The sequence below is a fragment of the Mycobacteroides chelonae genome (assembly GCF_016767715.1).
Taxonomy (GTDB): Bacteria; Actinomycetota; Actinomycetes; order Mycobacteriales; family Mycobacteriaceae; genus Mycobacterium; species Mycobacterium gwanakae.
The window spans coordinates 1,544,382-1,565,936 of the sequence record NZ_CP050145.1; the positions used below are offsets into that span (position 1 = coordinate 1,544,382).

Genomic DNA, 21,555 nt, shown 5'->3' on the forward strand with positions numbered 1-21,555 from the left:
ATCTCCCGCTGATGCGGGTGCTGAGGTTCGTATCGACCGTGACAGTTGCCCTGACGGTAAGCGGCTGCGGCGGCACCGGTGGTGGGACCGGTCCGAACTCGGTCACCGTGTACAGCGCGGACGGGCTCGGCTCGTGGTACGAGACTCAATTCGAGAAATTCACCCAAAGTACCGGAATATCCGTGAATCTCGTGGAAGCCGGTTCTGCTGAGGTGGTCTCACGGGTCGCCAAGGAGAGGGCCAACCCGCAGGCCGACCTGCTGGTGACGTTGCCGCCCTTCATCCAGAAGGCGGCAAGAAGTGATCTACTCGTTGGCGCCGGGGTTGACGTCTCCGCGGTAGCCGAGAACAACCGAGACACTGATGGTAGATACGTCGCGATTGTCGACAACTATCTGACGTTCATCGCGAACCCTGCCGCGGAGCTGAAAGATGCGCGTTGGAGCGACTTTCTGAGTCCTAGGTTCAAGGGCAAACTTCAGTATTCGACACCCGGGCAGGCCGGGGACGGTACCGCCATGTTGGTCCTCCTGCAGCACCTCATGGGAGAGCAGGGTGCCGTCGACTATCTCAGAAAGCTGCAGCACAACAACGTTGGACCGTCCAGCTCCACAGGCAAGCTTCAGCCCAAGGTCAGTAATGCAGAACTATGGGTGGCCAACGGGGACGTTCAGATGAACCTCGCATCGATCCGCGAAGACCGCTCGAACTTCTCGGTGTTCATCCCCGCGACCGATGATGGTTCCCGCTCAACGGTTTCCCTTCCGTATGTCGCTGGAATCACCAAGGGTGCCCCGCGCCTGGAGAGCGCGAAAAAGCTGCTCGACTACTTGCTGTCCGTGGGCGTTCAGCAGACCGTCTCTGGTGAGGCATTGGGGATGCCGGTACGTACCGACGTACGACCCGAGACAGGACCCAACACGCCGGCGGAAGTCCTGGAGGGAGTGAATATCTGGCATCCGGACTGGAATCAGGTGCTCGACACCCTCGATGCGTCATTCATTGCCTACCAGAAAGCGACCGGGAGCTGATATGGACCGCAGTGCCGAATTCTCCTCGCCTAAAAGGTTTGTCGGCGATGTCCTCGCCGGGACTCCAGTCGAACCTGCCCCGCGTGCTGGCGCTGCCGCGGACGCACCGGCGATCGTCTTCGACCATGTGACCGTCACCTATGGCCGCGGTAAGAAGAGGTCCGAAGCGTTGCGAAACTTCAACCTGCGTATCGCCCGTGGTGAAACGGTGGCCCTTCTTGGACCCAGTGGATCGGGAAAGTCCACCGCGCTCAAGGCACTCGCCGGCTTCGTGCGGCCAACCTTCGGCACGGTCAGGCTGGATGGGCACGACGTGACGGACCTACCGCCCGCGAAACGAGGAATCGGCGTAGTTGTGCAGTCCTATGCACTGTTTCCTCATATGCGCGTGCGAGACAACGTTGCCTTCGGTTTGCGGGCACGTAGAACCAAATCCGGCCACATCGCGGCGCGCGTCGACGAGGCGCTGGCGATGGTGAGCATGTCCAGGTATGCCGACCGCTATCCCCGCGAGTTGTCCGGCGGTCAGCAGCAGCGCGTGGCCATTGCACGCGCGCTGGCAATCCGGCCCCGGGTGCTGCTTCTGGATGAACCGCTTGCCGCCCTGGATGCTCAGTTGCGTCAGTCGATGGTCGCCGAGCTGCAGCAGCTACAAAAGACCTTGTCGGATACCGCCATGCTGTACGTCACCCACGACCAAAGCGAGGCATTGGCGTTGGCAGACCGGATTGCCGTCATGCGCAACGCGGAGCTGGTCGATATCGATACCGCGCGGAACCTGTGGACCCGGCCGCCCTCCGATTTCACCGCGAACTTCCTCGGTGGCGCGAACCTGATCCCCTGCACCGTCGGACGGGTGTCGGGGGAGTCGGCACTGGTCTCGGTGGGGGACAAGGTACTGAGCGTCATCGCGCCAAAGCCCGAAGTGGGCCGTGACCCCTGGGCCCCCGGAGCCAATGCGATGGTGTGCGTGCGCCCACACACACTTGCCGTGGTTGCCGCGACCGAACCGGGTGCACTGCACGCACGCGTGGCCGCGCAGGTGTGGCGCGGAGCATCGACCAGGCTGTCGCTCGCGGTGAATGGATTTCCCGACCAGCTCATTGACGTGGACGTGCCCGGGCATGGCGACTTTCCACCGGATTCGGCTGTCGGCGTGAAGTTCCCGGAGCCGGCCGGAGTTCTGGTCACCATTCCGGGGGAGGCGGAATGACCGCGGTTCTGGACCATGCCAATCCTACGGACGCAGCACCCGGTAGGGAACCACGACGGACCGTACCCATGCTGTGGGCGCTGCCGCCGCTTCTCGTCATGATCGTCATCATCGTGTACCCGTTGCTGCGAGTGTTGTCGAATTCCGCTGACGGAGAGGGGAACAGCACGTGGCTGGCGGTGCTGACCTCAACGCTGTTCCAGCGTGCCCTGGTGAGCACGGCGCAGATCGCGGTGCTCACCACCATCGGTTGCCTGGTGTTGGGGACTTTTATTGCCATCGTGCTGTCCTTCGTACCGTTTCCGGGGTCGGAACTGGTCGGACGACTGATCGACACCGTCCTGGCGCTTCCGTCCTTTCTGATCACCCTCGCCTTCACCTTTCTGTACGGCACCGCGGGTGCGGTCAACGCTGTCGTCGCGGGTATCTCCGGAGGAGCGCGTCCGCTGGATTTCCTGTCCAGTTCCACCGGAGTGATCCTGGCCGAGATCACCTTCTTCACGCCGTTTGTGGTGCGCCCCTTGCTGGCCGCTTTCGCGACAGTCCCACGTGAACAGTTGGATGTTGCCGCGAGCCTCGGGGCATCACCGTGGCGGGTGCTGCGCACGGTACTGATGCCGGAAGCCTGGCCGGCCCTGATGGCGGGCGGCAGCTTGGTATTACTTCTGGCGCTCAATGAGTTCGGGATCGTCCTATTCACAGGTGCCAAGGAAGTCGTAACACTGCCGGTCCTGATCTACACCCGGGGCATCGTCACCTTCGATCTGCCGGGCGCGGCAGTCATCGCGACCGTTCAGGTAGCGCTGTCACTTGCGTTGTACGGCCTGTACCGGATCATCTTCTCGCGCATGGTGTCCGGGCGGACTGCGCTTCATCCCAAGGGGGCATGACATGCTGCTGTGGAGCAGGCGGAGCAGACTTATCCTGTGGACGTGCTTCGTGGCTGCGGTCACCGTGATCTTCCTGGCACCGATTGCCACCGTGGCGCTTGTCGGATTCGCCGGCGCGTGGACTGGCCCGTTACCCTCGCAGCTCGGGTTTGAGCGATTCGGGGAGGCGCTCAGCGGTGACGATCTCGCCAGTTTGGCCGTCAGTCTGCAGACGGCCCTCATCGCGAGTGCATTCGCGTTGGTGCTCGGTGCCTGGGCCGCATTGAGTGTGCGTGAGGTGCCGCCATGGTTTCGGAGAGCCATTGATGTCGTCTTCCACCTACCGATCGCAATTCCGTCGGTGGCGATCGGTCTGGGATTGCTGATTGCTTTCAACGAACGCCCTTTCTTGCTCGGGGGAACGAAATGGATTGTGATCCTTGCGCATACCGCACTTGTGTTGGCCTTTGCCTTCAGTTCCGTTGCGGCGGCGCTGGAACGTCTTGATCCGGCCTACCGTCACGTGGCGGAGTCGTTGGGCGCGGGGCCGGGGCGGGTACTGGTGAAGGTGACGCTGCCGCTGCTGATGCCGTCACTGGGTGCGGCCGCCGGACTGGCGATCGCGCTGTCCATGGGGGAGTTGGGAGCGACGGTGATGGTGTATCCGGCCACGTGGAGAACCCTGCCGGTGACCATCTTCGGTCTCTCGGACCGTGGACAAGTGTTCTCGGCGGCTGCATCCACGACGCTGCTGCTGCTGGTGACGTTACTCGCGCTGCTCGTGGTCGGCAGGGTTCGCGGGAAGGCGGCACTTCGCTAGGCCGAACTGCCTCCAAGCGGGTCTGTCGCTCCTATGATGTCGCTGTCCACATCACCAGACGGGTACGCATTGGCAGATACCGGCGACGGCCACCATCGCTTGGTGGCACAGCCCCACAGCGAGGATGAAGGTCCGATCGCTGAGGCGGAACGCCGTGCGGCACAAATACGTTCGGATCAACACCCGCTCGGCCGCCGTGGTACCACCTGGAACCGTCATGCTCCGTTCTACGTCGGGCTGATGGCGTCGGCCGGTGTGGCCGTGACCTACGGCGTCGTCCATCTCTTGGCGGCCATGTCCTCGGTGTTGATTCTCGTCGGGCTGGCGATGTTCGTCGCATTGGGGCTGGAACCGGCGGTGTCATGGTTGGTCAACCACAGATGCCCGCGCTGGGCTGCCGTGTCGGTGGTGGTGCTGGTGGCCTTTGGGGCGCTGGCCGCCTTCCTGGCCGCGGCGATCCCGCCGCTGGTGGAGCAGGGAACTCAGCTAGTGCACCAAACTCCTCGCTACATTCAAGCGGCACAGGACCATTCGTCATTCATCGGTCAAATCAACGACCGGTTCGATGTGCAGCGCCACATCGGCGAGTTCGTCAACCGCGAGGGCGACACCGCGTTCTCGGATCTGTTGCGCGCCGGAACCGCCGTCTTCGGCGCGCTCGCGGACCTCGGCATCGTCGCGGTGTTGACCATCTACTTCCTCGTCGACATGCCCCGCATCCGTGCCACGGTGTACCGCCTTGTGCCGCACTCGCGTAGGCCACGAGCCGTCCTCATTGGCGATGAGGTGTTCGCGAAGGTGGGGGCCTATGTCGGCGGCAATGTGGTGACCTCGATCATCGCCGGGGTCGCCACGTTCATCTGGTGCGCCGCGTTCGATGTGCCCTATGCGGTGCTGCTCGGCGTACTGGTCGCGATGTTCGACCTCATTCCCTACGGATCGACCGTCGCGGGCATCGTTGTTGCTGCGGTGGCGCTCACGGTGTCCATCCCGGTGGCGGCCGGCACCTTGGCCTTCTATGTCGGATTCCGTTGGTTCGAGGATTATGTGCTGACGCCCAAGGTGATTGGGCGTGTAGTCAAGGTGCCGGCAGGAGTCACCGTGGTCGCAGTGCTCATCGGCGGTGCGCTGCTCGGCATCGTCGGTGTGCTGGTCGCGATTCCGATCGCGGCGGCGGTTCAGGTGCTTGCGCAGGAACTGCTGTTCCCGGCGCTCGACGAGGCGTGACTACTGGTATAGATACACGCTCTCGGCCGCGCACGGCGGCCGATCCTTGCCTTCGATCTCGTATTTGATGCCGTACGTCGCCTCGACGGTGCCCTTATCGCGCAACTTGGCCGACAGCAATGTGACATGTCCGCGTACCCGTGCTCCCACGTGTAGGGGCGCAGGGAACCGCACCTTGTTCACGCCGTAGTTGAGCACGGCGTCATATGACGCGATCTCAAGCACCTCGTCCAGGAACGCCGGGGCGAGTGCGAGCGTGAGGTATCCGTGCACGATGGTCCCGCCGAACGGGCCAGCCTTGGCGCGTTCGGTATCGGTGTGAATCCACTGCCTGTCACCCGTCGCATCCGCGAACTCGTTGACCTGCTCCTGGGTGATCTGAACCCAACTGCTGGTACCCAATTCGACTCTGCCCAGGGACAGCAGCTCCTGTGGTGTCGCCAGCTTGGTGGACATACCGCGCACTCCTTTTCGGGTCGTGGTGCCTGATCGCATTACCGACTTCTCATGCCGGCTGGACCCTTCTTACCCGAGATCGCATGCCTGCCACGGGACAATGCCGAAATCCGGCAGCACGGTACATGCGGGTAATGTTTGCCGACATGAGGTGGTCGGTGCCGCTGGTGGTCGCGTTGCTGCTCGGGGTGGTGGCCTGCCAACGTGGGGTCGACGGCGAGGCGACGGCCGATCGATCTGTATCGGCGGGACCCATCCAGCCCGCTCAGCTCGATCAGCTGCTTACTCCCGCGCAATCGTTGAGCGTGACGCCGGGAAAGCCGCTGTTCGAGACCGATATGCAGTCGGTTCTATGGATCGGTGCCGATCCTGCCGAATGCCAGGGGGTCGTCGGATATGGCCGTCATCCGCTTTTCCCCACGAACTACACGGGGCGCGAAGCGCGGACGCAGACCGATAACCAGTACCCGAACCAGCACCAACTCCTCGAGGTGTCGGCTACCTACCCCGGTGATTTCCAGGCGTCGAGATTCCTCGAGTCGGTGCGCACCACCGTCTCCAAATGTCAGCTTTCGGTAGCTGCCTGGGGGGATGATCAGAAACGCAGTACGGTCACGCCCGGCCCGGTGGTCCCTGGTTCGCCGGACATGGTCCGCTGGTCGACGAATCTCGATGGCGATCAATGGATTTGCGAGTTCACCGTGATCGCCAAGGCAAACGTGATCTCGCAGTTGGTCACCTGCTCAGCGGATCGATCGATCGACAACAAGGCGCTGTCGGACAAGCGGCTCCAGAAGATCGAGGAGCTGCTCAACTCCAAGGTCTGAGCGCCGATCAGGACGCTTCGCGCGCCGCGATGTCCTGGGCGAGCAGGTTCTCGGCCCGTTCGATGATGGCATCGACGGTGAAGTCGAAGTTGGCGTCAGAGATCGTCGCGATCGAATGACCGCGGGACGCCAGATCATGCAGGGTAGGGGCCAGCGAGGCGTTCGGCACCACGCTGCGAGCCTCACCGGATGCGGGCATGACGGTGTCCATGTGCTCAAGCACCACGATGCCCCGGATATGCAGCGACAGCGAGAAGTACACATCGAGCGCGTTATCCGGGCTGAATCCGACGCCGATGAGGGTTTGGACAAGCGATTCCAGGTTTTGAATGCTGGCCTGCAACGCCTCGGCGCTGAGCTCGCTGGTGCGCATCAAGATGAGCTCGACGAGCACCGGACGTTCCCGGAACGCCTGCCGCATTCGGCGGGTATGACTGCGCAGGGCGTCCTGCCAGGTTTCGTCGCCAACGAAGGGTGCGGCGAAGTGATACTGCTTGGTGGCGCGGTCGGTCATCGCGTCGAGAAGCTCGCCCTTTTTGCGGAAGTACCAGTAGATACTGGTCACACCGACATCGAGATGCTTCGCTAGCAGCGGCATGCTCAGCCCACAGATCCCTATTTCCTCGGCAAGCTCGAATGCTCCGGCGATGATGTCCTCGGCGGTGATGGAGCCGCGGCGCCGTCGTTCCCGCTTGGGGCTTTGGGTGCTGGTCGTCCTGGCCTCGCGGCCGACACCGGCATGTCGCATGTGTAATCCTCGTCGTGCCCCCGTTGCGTCGATCTGCCCCGCCCTACGGACAAACGCCCTGATAGCAAGTTGGCAGGATACCGCAGAGACCTGGGTGGGCGGTCAGCTCCCCGTCGTGCACAGTTCGCTGAGACGGTGCCGGCCGATCCGCCTCAGAGATTTGCGCACGTGAGTTTCCGGTGGTGGTGACGTCGCGGTAGTGCGACCGCGACGTGTCGCCGATCTGGTGATACCTCTGTGCGGTACGGCGACGTGCAGGCACCATTGACATTCGCAGCTGGCGGCATCGAGAAGGGTGTGGCGATGGCAATCGACAGGGATATCGACAGCGATATCGACGAGGAACCGGTGGTGGAGACCGCTGTGCAGAAGCCAGGGAAGAGGCACTGGTGGGCGCGGCAGTACACCTTCACCGGCACTGCGGTGGGCCTGGTCTTTCTCTGGCTGTCCATGACTCCTTCGTTGCTTCCGCGTGGACCGCTCTTCCAGGCGCTGGTCAGTGGGGGCTCGGGCGCCATCGGGTACGCGCTGGGTGTGCTGGCGGTGTGGTTGGTGCGGTACATGCGGTCGCAGGATGCGAGTCCTAAGGCGCCGCGCATCGCGTGGTGGATTCTCATCGTCGTGGGGATCATCGGCACCGCCCTGATGATCGTGTGGTTCCACTTCTGGCAGGACCGCGTGCGCGACCTCATGGGTGTGCCGCGGCTGAGTTTCTGGGCGCACCCGCAGACCGCTGCGATGTCCATCCTCGTTTTGTTCATCCTGGTCGAGATCGGCCAGCAGATCCGCCATCTGATTCTGTTTCTCATCGAACGGCTCAATCGCGTGGCCCCCAAACGTGTCTCGGCTGTGGTTGCGGTCACACTGGTTGTTGTTCTGGCGATGGCACTCATCAACGGCGTTGTCGTCAGGGTCGCGATGGATTTCTTGAACAACACCTTCTCGGCGGTGAACAACGAGGAGAACCCGGACAATCCGGCGCCCACGACGGCGCTGCGCTCGGGTGGGCCGGGCTCGTTGGTTTCCTGGGCTTCGCTGGGTAACCAGGGGCGTGCCTTCATCGGAGGCGGTGCCACCACACAAGAGCTCTCGGCGTTCAACAAGGCTCCGGCCACCGAGCCCATCCGGGCGTATGCGGGTATGGAATCGGCCGACAGCATCAAGGCCACGGCCGAGCTGGCGGCCAGCGAGCTGGAACGTGAGGGAGGCCTGCACCGCAAGGTGGTCGCGGTGGCTACCACCACCGGAACCGGCTGGATCAATGAAGCCGAGGCGGACGCCCTCGAGTACATGTACAACGGGGACACCGCCATCGTCAGCATGCAGTACTCGTTTCTGCCCAGCTGGCTCTCGTTCCTGGTGGACAAGGAGAACGCGCGCCAGGCGGGACAAGCGTTGTTCGAAGCCGTCTCGGCACGGGTCCGCGCGATGCCGGAGGGGATGCGGCCCAAGCTCGTGGTGTTCGGGGAGAGCCTCGGGTCGTTCGGCGGTGAGGCACCGTTCCTGTCGGTCAACAACATCGTGGCCCGCACCGACGGTGCGCTGTTCTCCGGCCCGACCTTCAACAACACGATGTGGCTGGAAGCCACCCACAACCGCGACGACGGTTCTCCGGAAGTGCTACCCATTTACGACAACGGAAGAAACGTCCGATTCGCTTCGCGCCCAGAAGATCTCAAACGGCCCGCCGATCCGTGGGGTCGCCCGCGCATTGTCTATCTGCAGCACGCGTCGGATCCGATCGCGTGGTGGAACTCCGACCTCATCCTGAGCAAGCCCGACTGGCTGCGCGAACCTCGCGGCTACGACGTGTTGCCCAGCATGGAGTGGATTCCGTTTGTCACCTTCTTGCAGGTGTCCGCCGATATGGCCGTGGCGGTCGATGTTCCCGACGGGCATGGCCATGTCTACGTCAGAGCCGTGGCCGATGCCTGGGCGGCGATTCTGCAGCCTCCGGGCTGGACGCCGGAGAAGACCGAACGGCTGCGGCCGCTGTTGCGCTCGGGGGAGTAGCGGCCCGCGCCTGGGCGGCGGCTGTTCCGTACGGTGGGCTGGGTGAGCCACACCCTGGGGTCGAGCAACTACGCGAGCACCGCCGACGGGCGTGCGTTGCACTACATGGTCGCCGGAACCGGTGACCCGACGGTGGTCTTCGAGTCGGGAATGGGATTTTCGCGGTCGGCATGGGGTCTTGTGCAACCCCTTGTCGCCCAGCGTTTTCGGTCAGTGGTCTATGACCGCGCGAACTTGGGGCGCAGCGACGACGATGATCAACCGCGCACACTGGAGCGCATCACCGGGGACCTGGATGCACTGCTGACGGCGCTCGGTTCGGGTCCGTACATCCTGGTCGGCCACAGTTACGGCGGAACCATCGCACTGGCGTCGACCGCTGCCGATCCGTCACGCATCGCGGGGATCATTCTCGTCGATCACTCCGACGAGAACCTGGATTCGTACTTCCGGCCGACCTCACTCCGCCTCCAGATCCTCGGCACCATGCATCGCGCGGCGCTCGATGCGCTGGGGCGGGTGGGTCTGCTGTCGCACATCGTCCGCCGCATGATGCCGCGGATGCCGCGCGACGTCGTCGACGACATGACGGCCGAAGATCTCACGTGGCGGGCCGGGCGGGCCGCCAACGAGGAGGACCGGCGCTTTGTGGCAGGGCTGACGGGGTTGCGTGATAACCCGCCGATGATCAACGGCATCCCCGTCACCGTCATATCGGGAGCCCGCGCCGAGTTTCTCAACGAGGAGACGCGGTCGGAGCTGAACGCTGCCCACCAATTGACCGCGCATCGGCTGGGAGCGCGCCACGTCGTGGCCCGCAAATCCGGGCATCAGATAGTCCTCACCGAACCGCGATTGATCGCCGACGAGGTATTTCGGATGGCGGGGGCATAGACCCTCTGTGTCGTATGTGACAAGCGTGGCTGCCGTGTTTGTTGAGGTAGCTGTCGTAATCTGAGGCTCGAGTTCTTCTAAGTTCTCGGAACGGCCCTTGCGAGGTAACAGTGGTGTCCATATCCCGTCGGGATGTCCTCAAATACGCCGCGGTCATGCCGGCCGCAGTGGCGCTGGGTGGTGCCGCCTCGGCCGTAGCCGCCCCCCGCGCGAATGCGGCCTCACTGGGAACACTCATCGATTACGCCGGCGGTGTCCCGACTCCCGAATCGATCAAGGCAGCGGGGCACTTGGGTGCTATTCGGTACGTATCAGATCCGCGCAGCCCGGGGCTGTCAGCGGGCAAACCCATCAAGCTCGCCGAGGCCCGCGATCTCTATCGGGCCGGTTTGAAGATCGTCTCCAACTACCAGTACGGAAAGCAGGACACCGCCGACTGGCTGGGCGGCCAGGAGGCCGGGATCAAGCACGCGCAGCGTGGTTGGCAGCTGCACGTCGCGGCCGGCGGCTCCTACAACGTGCCGATATACGTCTCCATCGACGACAACCCGACGCCCGAGCAGTACAAGAATCAGGTGGCGCCGTATCTGAGGGCCTGGGAATCAGTGGTCGGCCATGCCCGCACCGGGCTGTATGGCAACTCCAAGACCATTGATTGGGCGCTGCAGGACGGGCTGTGCTCGTATTTCTGGCAGCACAACTGGGGAAGTCCCAAGGGCTTCGTTCACCCTGAGGCGCACCTGCATCAGTTCGAGATCGACAAGCGCCAAGTTGGTGGAATCGGTGTCGACCTCAACGACATTCTCAAGCCCAGTTTCGGGCAGTGGGTCTGAGCGCATACCTCGTCAGGAGCGGGCGCGTGGATGGCCGTGCTCTGCGGGCCATGGCGTGTACATGTCGGGACACCAGGCACTGCTACGAGGCCGGTCATGACGGGAGACATCGCGCCGTGAGCAGCGGGGATGATTGCGTTTCTTGATGTTTCGGCTACAGCCTCGCGGTTGAGCACGCCGATGCCCCGCACGACTGCCTAGTCGATCGAGGGCTCGAGGCACCCGATGAAGTGGTCGGGTGCCACGATTTCCCGATATGCCCACGGCGTGCACCGCCCTCGGCTGTTCGGGTCAACTCGATGCCATGGACCGTGGATTTCAGCCCGTGGTGCGCGGGGTGGGCCGTGCGCTGGCGAGGCAGATGCCGACGGATCGGCGGCCCCCGCGCGCCCGCATGTGGCATGGCTTCGGGCGTGTGGATGCGTAGCTGGACAAACATCACCAGTCTCACCTGTCACAGAAGTCGGCGCTGCGTCGCAATGCCAGCAAACTTGTGACACGTGTCCTGTATTTCTGGGGCCACGAAGACCTCTTTGGGGCCGTGGTGCGCGACACGCGCGAACACGTTCGGCGGTATCGGAATCTAACATAACGATTCGATAACAATCGATCCCTGATCTGCGATGTTATACCTACTCGACCGTAACCACCTGCATGCAGCGCGTTTGATTCGGCGGTCAGTAGCCAGCGTGCGGCCTGCTGTTACGTAAGCGGTGGTTACTCTCGCGTAGAACTCGGCAGTAACTATTACGCCAGAAGAAATCGTCACCCCTCTTATGACACTCTTAAATCCAGACCTGCGGTGATGGTGCCGATGAACGTGCCTCAACGCTCCCGATCGACAAGGACGACGACACGGGCGCGGCTGGATTCATGACTGATGGAAAGACGGGTAGCGGCGACGTGACGATCAACGAATACGACAAGGTGACCAGCTCTGAGGACCCCGACGCGAACAGTGCGGTCGATCCCGGTCCCAGCGCGGGTCCCGCGCTGATCGACCGCCTGGAGTCCGGTGAGCCCTACGCAGTGGCCTTCGGCGGCCAGGGCAGCGACTGGCTGGACTCGCTCGCGGAGCTGGCGGCCTCGGCCGGTATCGAATCGGAGCTCGCCACCCTTGCCGGCGAGGCTGAGCTGCGCCTGGAGCCCGTCGCCAAGGAACTCGTGGTGGTGCGCCCGGTCGGCTTCACGCCGCTCACCTGGGTGCGTGCGCTGACTGCTGAGGAGCCGGTACCCGCCGCTGCCCAGCTGACCTCGGCCGCGGTCTCCATGCCCGGCGTGCTGCTGGCCCAGCTGGCCGCTGTCCGCGCGCTGAAGATCCAGGGCCTGGATGTGGCCCAGCTTCCGCCTGTCGCCGTCATCGGGCACTCGCAGGGCGTGCTCGCCGTTGAGGCGCTCAAGGCGCACGGCGATCGCGATGTCGAGCTGCTGGCCATCGCCCAGCTCGTGGGTGCGGCGGCCACCTTGGTCGCGCGCCGCCGCGGCATTGTGGTGCGCGGTAACCGCACCCCGATGGTGTCGGTGACCAATGTCGACCCCGAGCGCGTCAAGGCGCTCCTCGACGAGTTCGCCCAGGATGTCCGTACCGTGCAGCCGCCCGCGCTGTCCATCCGCAACGGTCGCCGCTCCGTTGTCATCACCGGTACCCCCGATCAGCTGTCGCGTTTTGAGCTCTACTGCGAGCAGATCGCCGATCGCGAGGCCGCCGAGCGTAAGGACAAGGTGCGCGGAGGCGCGGTGTTCAGCCCGGTCTTCGACCCGGTCAACGTGGAGGTGGGCTTCCACACTCCGCGTCTGGCCGACGGTGTCGAGATCGCCGGCCGCTGGGCGGCCGCCGCGGGACTGGACGTCGAGCTGACCAAGGCACTGACCGAGGCCATTCTCGTCACCCCGGTGGACTGGGTGAACGAGGTGAACCACGTCGCCGACGCCGGCGCCCGCTGGATCCTAGATCTTGGTCCCGGAGACCTGCTGACCCGGCTGACCGCGCCGGTGATCCGTGGCCTGGGGATCGGGATTGTGCCCACCGCCACGCGCGGGGGTCAGCGCAACCTGTTCATGCACGGCGCGGTTCCCGAGGTTGCCCGGGCCTGGACCAGCTTCGCGCCCACCGTGGTGTCGCTGCCCGACGGTTCGGTCAAGCTTTCCACCAAGTTCACCCGCCTCACCGGACGTTCGCCCATCCTGTTGGCGGGTATGACGCCGACAACGGTTGACGCCAAAATTGTTGCGGCCGCTGCGAACGCGGGTCACTGGTCCGAGCTTGCCGGCGGTGGGCAGGTCACCGAGGAGATCTTCAGCAGCCGCATCGAAGAGCTGACCACCCTGCTCGAACCCGGTCGCCAGATCCAGTTCAACTCATTGTTCCTGGATCCCTACCTGTGGAAACTGCAGGTGGGCTCGAAACGCTTGGTGCAGAAGGCCCGTCAGGCCGGTGCGCCGATCGACGGTGTCGTGGTGACCGCAGGCATTCCCGAGCTGGAAGAAGCCGTCGCACTCATCGACGAACTCACCGACATCGGCTTCGCCCATATCGTGTTCAAGCCGGGCACGGTTGAGCAGATCCGCTCGGTGGTGCGTATCGCCGCCGAGGTGCCCACCCGGCCGATCATCATGCACGTCGAGGGTGGCCGCGCCGGAGGGCACCACTCCTGGGAAGACCTGGACGACCTGCTGCTGGCCACATATTCGGAGCTGCGCTCGCGTTCCAACATCACCGTCTGTGTCGGTGGTGGAATCGGAACTCCCGAGCAAGCTGCCGAATACCTCAGTGGCCGTTGGGCGTTGAAGTTCGGTTTCCCGTTGATGCCGGTCGACGGCATCCTCGTCGGTACCGCGGCCATGGCCACGCTGGAGGCCACCACCTCGCAGTCGGTCAAGCAGATGCTTGTCGAGACCCAGGGCACGCCTGAATGGGTTCCCGCCGGAAAAGCCCAGGGCGGCATGGCCTCCGGGCGCAGCCAGCTGGGCGCCGACATCCACGAGATCGACAACGCGGCCTCGCGCTGCGGCCGCTTGCTCGACGATGTCGCCGGTGATGCCGACGCGGTGGCCACGCGTCGCGACGAGATCATCGCCGCGATGGAGCTGACCGCCAAGCAGTACTTCGGCGATGTGGCCGAAATGACGTATGCGCAGTGGCTGAACCGCTATGTGGAGCTGTCCATCGGTGACGGCGACAGCACCGCCGATACCGCCGTGGCGCACTCGCCGTGGCTGGACATCACGTGGCGCGATCGCTTCGAGCAGATGCTCAAGCGCGCAGAGGCGCGGTTGCACCCCAAGGAATCCGGTCCCGTCGAGACGCTGTTCGCCGACGAGACGCTGCTGGAACGCCCTGCCGATGCCATCGCGGCACTGCTGCGGCGCTACCCCGAGGCGGCGGCCATCAAGCTGCACCCGGCCGACGTCCCCTTCTTCGTCGCGCTGTGCAAGACACTGGGTAAGCCCGTCAACTTCGTACCCGTCATCGACAAGGATGTGCGTCGTTGGTGGCGCAGCGACTCCCTGTGGCAGGCCCACGACGCGCGCTACACCGCTGAGCAGGTATGCATCATCCCCGGCACCGCCGCGGTGGCCGGGATCACCCGGGTCGACGAGCCGGTGGGCGAGCTGCTCAACCGTTTCGAGCAGACCGCGATCGACGAGGTCGTGGCAACCGGCGCCGAACCGTTGCCGGTGCGCTCGCGGCTGCGTCGCCGCTGGGATGTCGAGGGCCCATTGGCGACCGTCCTGGATGCCCCAGATGTGCTGTGGTCCGGGCGAATTGCCGTCAACCCGGTGCATCGGATCGCCCCGGATGGTGCCTGGCAGGTCTTCGAGGACCGCACCGCGTCGCACCCGTCGACCGGTGCACGCCTGGAGGTCACCGGCGACGACTCGGTGCGTCTGAGCGTGCCGCTGTCCGGCATCTGGGTCGACATCGATCTGACCTTGCCTGCCACCACTCGCGACGGTGGTACCCCGGTGGTCACCACTGAAGCTGCGGGCGCCGCCATGCGGACCGTGCTCGCGGTTGCCGCTGGCGCCGAGGATCCGGCCGGCCTTCCGCTGGTGGAAAACGGTACGGCACGTGTTGTCGCACAGTGGGATCCGGAGCGCGTTGCCGACCACACCGGCGTTACCGCCGTCCTTCCGGCGCCGCTGGCGCCCGGGTCGTCGACCGTGCCCGACGCGCTGGTCGGCCTGTGCTGGCCCGCGGTGTTCGCCGCGATCGGCGATGCCAAGACCGCGGACGGTACGGGCGTCATCGAGGGTCTGCTCTCGCTGGTGCACCTGGACCATGCCGCCCACCTGATCGCCGCTCTCCCCGCCGAAGCAGCCGAACTGTCTGTTACCGCAACGGCTTCTGTGGCGACCGACACCGAGGTCGGCCGGGTTGTGCCGGTTGACGTGACCGTGGCGGCAGCGGATGGCACCGTGTTGGCGACGCTGCAGGAGCGCTTTGCGATTCTGGGCCGCAACGGGGCGGCCGAACTCACCGACCCGGTCCGTGCCGGTGGTGCGCTTTCCGAGCACGAGGCGGACACCACTCGTCGCCGCCGTCGTGACGCAAAGATTTTCGCGCCCACCGACATGCGGGCGTTCGCGGTGGTTTCGGGCGACCACAACCCGATCCACACCGATAAGTCGGCCGCGCTGCTGGCCGGACTGGGATCACCGATCGTGCATGGCATGTGGCTTTCGGCCGCCGCGCAGCACGTGGTCACCTCGGCCGATGGCTCCAGCACTCCGCCGCGCACACTGGTCGGTTGGACCTCGCGATTCCTGGGGATGGTGCAGCCGGGAGACGAGGTTGACGTTCGGGTTGACCGTGTCGGAATCGATTCCGGTGCAGAGGTTGTAGAGATCCAAGCCAAGGTCGGCAGCGACCTGGTGATGTCTGCGACCGCTCGGCTCGCAGCCCCCAAGACGGTGTACGCCTTCCCGGGGCAGGGCATCCAGCACAAGGGCATGGGTATGGACGTGCGTTCACGTTCCAAGGCCGCCCGCAAGGTCTGGGACAACGCCGACAAGTTCACCCGCGAGCGTCTCGGCTTCTCCGTGCTGCATGTGGTCAAGGACAACCCGACGAGCCTCATCGCCGGTGGCGTTCACTACCAGCACCCCGAGGGCGTGCTGTACCTGACGCAGTTCACCCAGGTGGCGATGGCCACTCTGGCCACCGCGCAGATTGCCGAGATGAAGGAATCCGGTTCGTTCGTCGAGGATGCGATCACGTGTGGTCACTCCGTCGGCGAGTACACCGCGCTGGCGACCGTCAGTGGCGTCATTCCGCAGGATGGTCTGCTCGAGGTGGTGTTCCACCGCGGGTCGGCGATGCACGACATCGTGCCGCGAGATGAGCAGGGGCGCAGCAACTACCGCCTCGCCGCGATCCGCCCGTCGCAGATCGGGCTGGAGGACGCCGATGTCAGCGCGTTCGTCGCGGGGATCGCCGAACACAGCGGAGAATTCCTGCAGATCGTGAACTTCAACCTGCGGGGCTCGCAGTACGCCATCGCCGGAACAGTGCGCGGCCTGGAGCTGCTGGAGGCCGAGGTCGAGAAGCGTCGCGAAGAGTTCGGTGGCCGGCGCTCCTTCATCATGGTGCCGGGCATCGACGTGCCGTTCCACTCCGAGGTGCTGCGGGTCGGCGTTGCCGAATTCCGCCGTTCACTGGAGCGGGTGCTGCCCATGGACGGCGACCCGAACCTGATCATCGGGAAGTACATCCCGAACCTGGTGCCCAAGCCGTTCACCCTGGATCGCGAATTCATCCAGGAGATCCGGGATCTGGTTCCCGCCGAACCGCTCGACGAGGTGCTGGCTGATTACGACACCTGGCGCAACGAGAAGCCGGTGTTGTTGTGCCGCAAGGTGCTTATCGAGCTGCTCGCCTGGCAGTTCGCCAGCCCGGTGCGGTGGATCGAGACCCAGGATCTGCTGTTCACCGAGGAGGCCGCCGGCGGCCTTGGTGTGGAGCGCTTCGTTGAGGTGGGCGTGAAGTCCATGCCGACCGTCGCCGGTCTGGCCAACAACACCCTGAAACTGCCCGAGTACAGCCACAGTTCGATCGAGGTGCTCAACGTCGAGCGCGATCACGCGGTGCTGTTCGGAACGGACAGCGATCCCGAGCCCGAGCCTGAAATCGAGGAGCCCGCGGAAAGCACCGCGGCCGCGGCGTCTGCCGAGGCTGCACCGGCCGCGGCACCTGCCGCTCCTGCGGCGCCGTCGGGCGGCCCGCGTCCGGAGGACATCGGCTTCGACGCCTCCGATGCGACGCTTGCGCTGATCGCGCTCTCGACGAAGATGCGCATCGATCAGATCGAGCCGGTGGACTCCATCGAGAGCCTCACCGACGGTGCGTCCTCGCGTCGTAACCAGCTGCTGGTCGACCTGGGCTCCGAGCTGAACCTGAGCGCTATCGACGGTGCCGCCGAGGCGGACCTGTCCGGATTGCGGGTGCAGGTCACCAAATTGGCGCGTACCTACAAGCCGTTCGGCCCAGTGCTTTCGGACTCGATCAACGATCAGCTCAAGACGGTCTTCGGCCCCTCGGGTAAGCGTCCGGCCGCCATCGCCGAGCGGATCACCAAGACTTGGGAACTGGGTCCGGGCTGGGTCAAGCACGTGACGGTCGAGTTGGCGCTGGGCACCCGTGAGGGCACCAGCGTCCGCGGTGGCGACCTCGGCGGCCTGGCACCCAGCACGCTGGCGGACGGTAATGCCGTCGATGCCGCGATCGACGCCGGTGTTGCGGCAGTGGCCGCGCGCCGTGGCGTCGGGGTATCTCTGCCCTCGGCCGGTGGAGGCGGCGGTGCGACCGTCGACGCTGCCGCGCTGAGCGAGTTCACCGACCAGATCACCGGTCGCGACGGCGTTCTCGCCTCGGCTGCACGTCTGGTGCTCGACCAGCTGGGTCTGTCGGCCCCGATCGCCACCTCGGACGGTGCGACCGATACCGAGCTCATCGAGCTGGTTTCGGCCGAATTAGGTTCGGACTGGCCGCGTTTGGTGGCGCCGAGCTTCGACGGTAAGAAGGCCGTGCTGTTCGACGACCGCTGGGCCAGCGCCCGCGAGGATCTGGCGCGCCTGTGGATCACCGAGGAAGGTGAGATCGACAGCCAGTGGGCACAGTTGGCCGAAAGCTTCGAAGGTGCCGGGCATGCCGTTGGCGCTCAGGCCAATTGGTGGCAGGGCAAGTCGCTGGCACAGGGCCGCAACGTGCACGCCTCGCTGTACGGGCGGATCGCCGCCGGCGCTGAGAGCCCCGAGCAGGGCAAGTGGGGCGGCGAGGTCGCGGTGGTGACGGGTGCTTCCAAGGGCTCGATCGCCGCATCCGTGGTCGCGGCGCTGCTGTCCGGTGGCGCGACGGTCGTCGCCACCACCTCGCGTCTTGACGAGGACCGGCTGGCGTTCTACCGCAACCTGTACCGCGAAAGTGCGCGGTTCGGCGCCAAGCTGTGGGTCGTACCGGCCAACATGGCCTCGTACGCCGATATCGACGCGCTGGTGCAGTGGGTGGGCACCGAGCAGTCCGAAAGCCTTGGGCCGATGTCGATCCACCTCAAGGACGCGCAGACCCCGACGCTGTTGTTCCCGTTCGCCGCACCGAAGGTGGTCGGGGATCTGTCGGAAGCCGGTTCGCGTGCCGAGATGGAGATGAAGGTGCTGTTGTGGGCCGTGCAGCGGCTCATCGGTGGCTTGTCGGCCATTGGCGCTGAGCGCGATATCGCCTCGCGTCTGCATGTGGTGTTGCCGGGTTCGCCGAACCGCGGCATGTTCGGTGGCGACGGTGCATACGGCGAGTCCAAGGCGGCGCTCGATGCACTGGTCACCCGCTGGAAGGCGGAGTCGTCGTGGGCGTCGCGAGTCAGCCTGGCGCACGCGCTGATCGGCTGGACCCGTGGCACCGGGCTGATGGGTCACAACGACGCCATCGTCACCGCCGTCGAAGAGGCGGGAGTCACCACGTACTCCACCGCGGACATGGCATCCATGCTGCTGGCGCTGTGCTCACCTGAAGCACGCGTGCAGGCCGCACAGACACCGGTCGAGAAGGACCTCACCGGTGGGCTGGCCGAGGTCGAACTCGACATGGCCGAGCTGGCCGCCAAGGCCCGCGAGGACATGGAGGCCAAGGCGAAGGCCGAGGCCGCCGCGTCCGCCGAGGAGGAGGACGACCCGAACCTCATTGCGGCACTGCCGTCTCCGCCGCGCGGTTACACCTCGACGCTGCCTCCGGAATGGGCCGACCTCGACGTCGACCCGGCCGATCTGGTGGTCATCGTCGGCGGTGGCGAGCTGGGCCCGCTGGGCTCCTCGCGGACTCGCTACGAGATGGAGGTCGACGACGAACTGTCGGCCGCCGGCGTGCTGGAACTCGCGTGGACCACCGGACTGGTCAAGTGGGAGGACGATCCCGAGGCCGGTTGGTACGACACCGAATCCGGTGAACTGGTGCCGGAATCGGAGTTGGTGGAGCGTTACCACGACAAGGTGGTCGCCAACATCGGTGTCCGCGAGTTCGTCGACGACGGTGCGATCGACCCCGATCACGCTTCGCCACTGCTGGTTTCGGTGTTCCTGGACAAGGACTTCACCTTCACGGTGTCGACCGAGGCCGAGGCTCGCGAGTTCGTGAAGTGGGACCCCGAGCACACGGTGATCCAGCCGTTGGCCGATGGCAGCGACTGGCAGGTAACCCGCAAGTCGGGTACCGAGGTTCGGGTGCCGCGCAAGACCAAGCTGTCGCGGACCGTCGGTGCCCAGATTCCGACCGGTTTCGATCCCACCGTCTGGGGCATCACGCCGGACATGGTCAGTTCCATCGACCGGGTGGCGCTGTGGAACATGGTCGCGACGGTGGATGCGTTCCTGTCGGCGGGCTTCACCCCGACCGAGCTGATGCGCTGGGTGCACCCGAGCCAGGTGGCCAACACCCAGGGCACCGGTATGGGCGGCATGACCTCGATGCAGACCATGTACCACGGAAACCTGCTGGGCCGTAACAAGCCGAACGACATCCTGCAGGAAGTGCTGCCGAACGTCGTTGCCGCGCATGTGGTGCAGTCCTACGTCGGTTCCTACGGCTCGATGATCCACCCGGTGGCCGCGTGCGCCACCGCGGCGGTGTCCGTCGAGGAAGGCGTCGACAAGATCCGCCTCGGCAAGGCACATCTGGCACTGGCCGGCGGGTTCGACGACCTGACGCTGGAGGCCATCATCGGCTTCGGCGACATGGCCGCGACCGCCGACACCGAGATGATGCGAGCCAAGGGCATTGCGGACAAGCGGTTCTCGCGGGCCAATGACCGTCGTCGCCTCGGGTTCGTCGAGGCGCAGGGCGGCGGCAGCGTGCTGCTGGCACGCGGTGATCTGGCGCTCAAGATGGGTCTGCCGGTGCTCGCGGTGGTCGCGTACGCACAGTCGTTCGGTGACGGTGTGCACACCTCCATCCCGGCTCCGGGTCTGGGCGCGCTCGCGGCCGGACGCGGTGGCAGGGATTCGGATCTGGCGCGCTCGCTGAACAAGCTGGGCGTGACCGCCGATGACATCGCCGTCATCTCCAAGCACGACACGTCAACGCTCGCCAACGATCCCAACGAGACCGAGCTGCATGAGCGGCTCGCCGCCTCGCTCGGGCGCTCGGATGGTGCGCCGCTGTTCGTCATCTCGCAGAAGAACCTGACCGGCCACGCCAAGGGCGGCGCCGCGGTGTTCCAGATGCTTGGCCTGTGCCAGGTGCTGCGCGACGGCGTCATTCCGCCGAACCGCAGCCTGGACTGTGTCGACGATGAACTGGCCACCAGCCAGCACTTCGTGTGGCTGCGCGAGTCGCTGCCGCTCAAGGAGAAGCTGCCGTTGAAGGCGGGTCTGGTGACAAGCCTGGGCTTCGGTCACGTGTCGGGTCTGGTCGCGCTGGTGCATCCGCAGGCGTTCATCGCCTCGCTGCGTCCGGAGGATCGTGAAGATTACGAGAAGCGCTCGCGTGGGCGTGTTCTCGCCGGACAGCGTCGCCTGGCCTCCGCCATGGCCGGCGGCCGCCCGATGTACGAGCGGCCGGACGGACGTCGCTTCGACCATGACCACGATGAGTCGGAGAAGCGCCAGGAAGCGTCGATGCTGCTTGATCCAGGTTCGCGCCTGAGTGAGGACGAGGTCTACCACCGGTGATTGTCGGTATCGGGATCGACCTGGTCACCATCTCCGAGTTCGGAGAGCAACTAGCGAGTCCCGGAACGGCTTTCGGGTCCGCGTTCACGCCGGGGGAGCGGCGTGACGCGGCCTCGAAGACTGGTGGAGAGGCGCGCTACTTGGCTGCCCGCTGGGCCGCTAAGGAGGCCGTCATCAAGGCGTGGTCGGGGTCGCGGTACTCGCAGCGGCCGGTGTTACCGGAGAACATCCACCGGGACATCGAGGTCGTGACGGACACCTGGGGCCGCCCCCGTATACGGCTTTCCGGGGCGATCGCCGAGTACCTCGCCGATATGACGGTGCATGTGACTCTGACGCATGACGGCGACACCGCGGCGGCATTCGTCGTTCTGGAACAGGAAGGCGAAACGCCTTCCTAGCCTGGCTTCCCTTTTCGCCGAGTGCGAGTCTGACGCGGAATTTGGATCAAAATTCCGCGTCACGT

The 21,555-nt window shown here is 65.1% G+C and carries 14 protein-coding genes; 12 read left to right on the plus strand and 2 right to left on the minus strand.

What is annotated here, in order from left to right; genetic code table 11:
• Nucleotides 1–11 precede the first annotated feature (11 nt).
• The 5 genes from HBA99_RS07645 to HBA99_RS07665 all read left to right on the plus strand — a co-directional run bounded on the left by HBA99_RS07645 (nucleotide 12) and on the right by HBA99_RS07665 (nucleotide 5,160).
• A complete protein-coding gene (locus tag HBA99_RS07645) occupies nucleotides 12–1,031 on the plus strand; it encodes a 2-aminoethylphosphonate ABC transporter substrate-binding protein (protein ID WP_070931148.1) in 1,020 nt (339 codons plus the stop codon).
• A gap of 1 nt (nucleotide 1,032) precedes the next feature.
• The gene (locus HBA99_RS07650; RefSeq protein ID WP_070951311.1) at nucleotides 1,033–2,244 is read left to right on the plus strand and encodes an ABC transporter ATP-binding protein; all 1,212 of its coding nucleotides are present in this window, start codon (nucleotides 1,033–1,035) and stop codon (nucleotides 2,242–2,244) included.
• The gene (locus HBA99_RS07655) at nucleotides 2,241–3,134 is read left to right on the plus strand and encodes a 2-aminoethylphosphonate ABC transporter permease subunit (protein ID WP_078322292.1); all 894 of its coding nucleotides are present in this window, start codon (nucleotides 2,241–2,243) and stop codon (nucleotides 3,132–3,134) included. Before HBA99_RS07650 ends, HBA99_RS07655 begins: the two co-directional genes overlap by 4 nt.
• A gap of 1 nt (nucleotide 3,135) precedes the next feature.
• Nucleotides 3,136–3,933, plus strand: coding sequence for an ABC transporter permease (locus HBA99_RS07660; protein WP_070931092.1), 798 nt, complete (start codon nucleotides 3,136–3,138; stop codon nucleotides 3,931–3,933).
• Between the two features lie 102 nt (nucleotides 3,934–4,035).
• Nucleotides 4,036–5,160, plus strand: a complete 1,125-nt coding sequence (locus tag HBA99_RS07665; RefSeq protein WP_070917164.1) for an AI-2E family transporter — start codon at nucleotides 4,036–4,038, stop codon at nucleotides 5,158–5,160.
• On the opposite strand, the gene HBA99_RS07670 is transcribed toward HBA99_RS07665, so the two are convergent.
• Nucleotides 5,161–5,616: a MaoC family dehydratase gene (locus tag HBA99_RS07670; RefSeq protein WP_030094965.1), complete on the minus strand. Its 456-nt coding sequence runs from the start codon at nucleotides 5,614–5,616 to the stop codon at nucleotides 5,161–5,163.
• Between the two features lie 134 nt (nucleotides 5,617–5,750).
• Between HBA99_RS07670 and HBA99_RS07675 the strand changes: the two genes are divergently transcribed.
• Nucleotides 5,751–6,443 (plus strand): sensor domain-containing protein, encoded by a 693-nt coding sequence (locus tag HBA99_RS07675; RefSeq protein ID WP_070951310.1) that lies wholly within the window; start codon nucleotides 5,751–5,753, stop codon nucleotides 6,441–6,443.
• A 7-nt stretch (nucleotides 6,444–6,450) separates the two neighbouring features.
• Here the strand turns inward: HBA99_RS07675 and HBA99_RS07680 are convergent, their stop codons facing one another.
• Nucleotides 6,451–7,191 carry a TetR family transcriptional regulator gene (locus HBA99_RS07680; RefSeq protein WP_030094967.1) on the minus strand — a complete coding sequence of 247 codons (741 nt, stop codon included), beginning with the start codon at nucleotides 7,189–7,191 and terminating at the stop codon, nucleotides 6,451–6,453.
• Nucleotides 7,192–7,494: 303 nt separating this feature from the next.
• Between HBA99_RS07680 and HBA99_RS07685 the strand changes: the two genes are divergently transcribed.
• The 6 genes from HBA99_RS07685 (at nucleotide 7,495) to acpS (ending at nucleotide 21,490) form a co-directional block, all read left to right on the plus strand.
• Nucleotides 7,495–9,204: an alpha/beta hydrolase gene (locus tag HBA99_RS07685; RefSeq protein WP_078322314.1), complete on the plus strand. Its 1,710-nt coding sequence runs from the start codon at nucleotides 7,495–7,497 to the stop codon at nucleotides 9,202–9,204.
• 42 nt (nucleotides 9,205–9,246) lie between these two features.
• Entirely contained in the window at nucleotides 9,247–10,098 is an 852-nt protein-coding gene (locus HBA99_RS07690; RefSeq protein WP_070952297.1) for an alpha/beta fold hydrolase, read from the plus strand.
• A 110-nt stretch (nucleotides 10,099–10,208) separates the two neighbouring features.
• Nucleotides 10,209–10,931, plus strand: coding sequence for a glycoside hydrolase domain-containing protein (locus HBA99_RS07695; RefSeq protein ID WP_070916401.1), 723 nt, complete (start codon nucleotides 10,209–10,211; stop codon nucleotides 10,929–10,931).
• Between the two features lie 238 nt (nucleotides 10,932–11,169).
• Nucleotides 11,170–11,358: a hypothetical protein gene (locus HBA99_RS07700; RefSeq protein WP_131821731.1), complete on the plus strand. Its 189-nt coding sequence runs from the start codon at nucleotides 11,170–11,172 to the stop codon at nucleotides 11,356–11,358.
• A gap of 476 nt (nucleotides 11,359–11,834) precedes the next feature.
• On the plus strand, nucleotides 11,835–21,089 hold the full coding sequence (locus tag HBA99_RS07705) for a type I polyketide synthase (RefSeq protein WP_070952296.1): 9,255 nt from the start codon (nucleotides 11,835–11,837) through the stop codon (nucleotides 21,087–21,089).
• Nucleotides 21,086–21,490 (plus strand): holo-ACP synthase AcpS, encoded by a 405-nt coding sequence (gene acpS, locus HBA99_RS07710; protein WP_030094972.1) that lies wholly within the window; start codon nucleotides 21,086–21,088, stop codon nucleotides 21,488–21,490. The genes HBA99_RS07705 and acpS overlap by 4 nt, the downstream gene beginning before the upstream one ends.
• Nucleotides 21,491–21,555: the final 65 nt, after the last annotated feature.

What these genes read in the sequence shown, in the direction of transcription:
- HBA99_RS07660 (WP_070931092.1), top strand. Translation starts at nt 3,136, where the DNA reads ATGCTGCTGTGGAGCAGGCGGAGCAGACTTATCCTGTGGACGTGCTTC.
- HBA99_RS07655 (WP_078322292.1), top strand. Translation starts at nt 2,241, where the DNA reads ATGACCGCGGTTCTGGACCATGCCAATCCTACGGACGCAGCACCCGGT.
- HBA99_RS07675 (WP_070951310.1), top strand. Translation starts at nt 5,751, where the DNA reads ATGTTTGCCGACATGAGGTGGTCGGTGCCGCTGGTGGTCGCGTTGCTG.
- HBA99_RS07670 (WP_030094965.1), bottom strand. Translation starts at nt 5,616, where the DNA reads ATGTCCACCAAGCTGGCGACACCACAGGAGCTGCTGTCCCTGGGCAGA.
- HBA99_RS07650 (WP_070951311.1), top strand. Translation starts at nt 1,033, where the DNA reads ATGGACCGCAGTGCCGAATTCTCCTCGCCTAAAAGGTTTGTCGGCGAT.
- HBA99_RS07685 (WP_078322314.1), top strand. Translation starts at nt 7,495, where the DNA reads ATGGCAATCGACAGGGATATCGACAGCGATATCGACGAGGAACCGGTG.
- HBA99_RS07645 (WP_070931148.1), top strand. Translation starts at nt 12, where the DNA reads ATGCGGGTGCTGAGGTTCGTATCGACCGTGACAGTTGCCCTGACGGTA.
- HBA99_RS07680 (WP_030094967.1), bottom strand. Translation starts at nt 7,191, where the DNA reads ATGCGACATGCCGGTGTCGGCCGCGAGGCCAGGACGACCAGCACCCAA.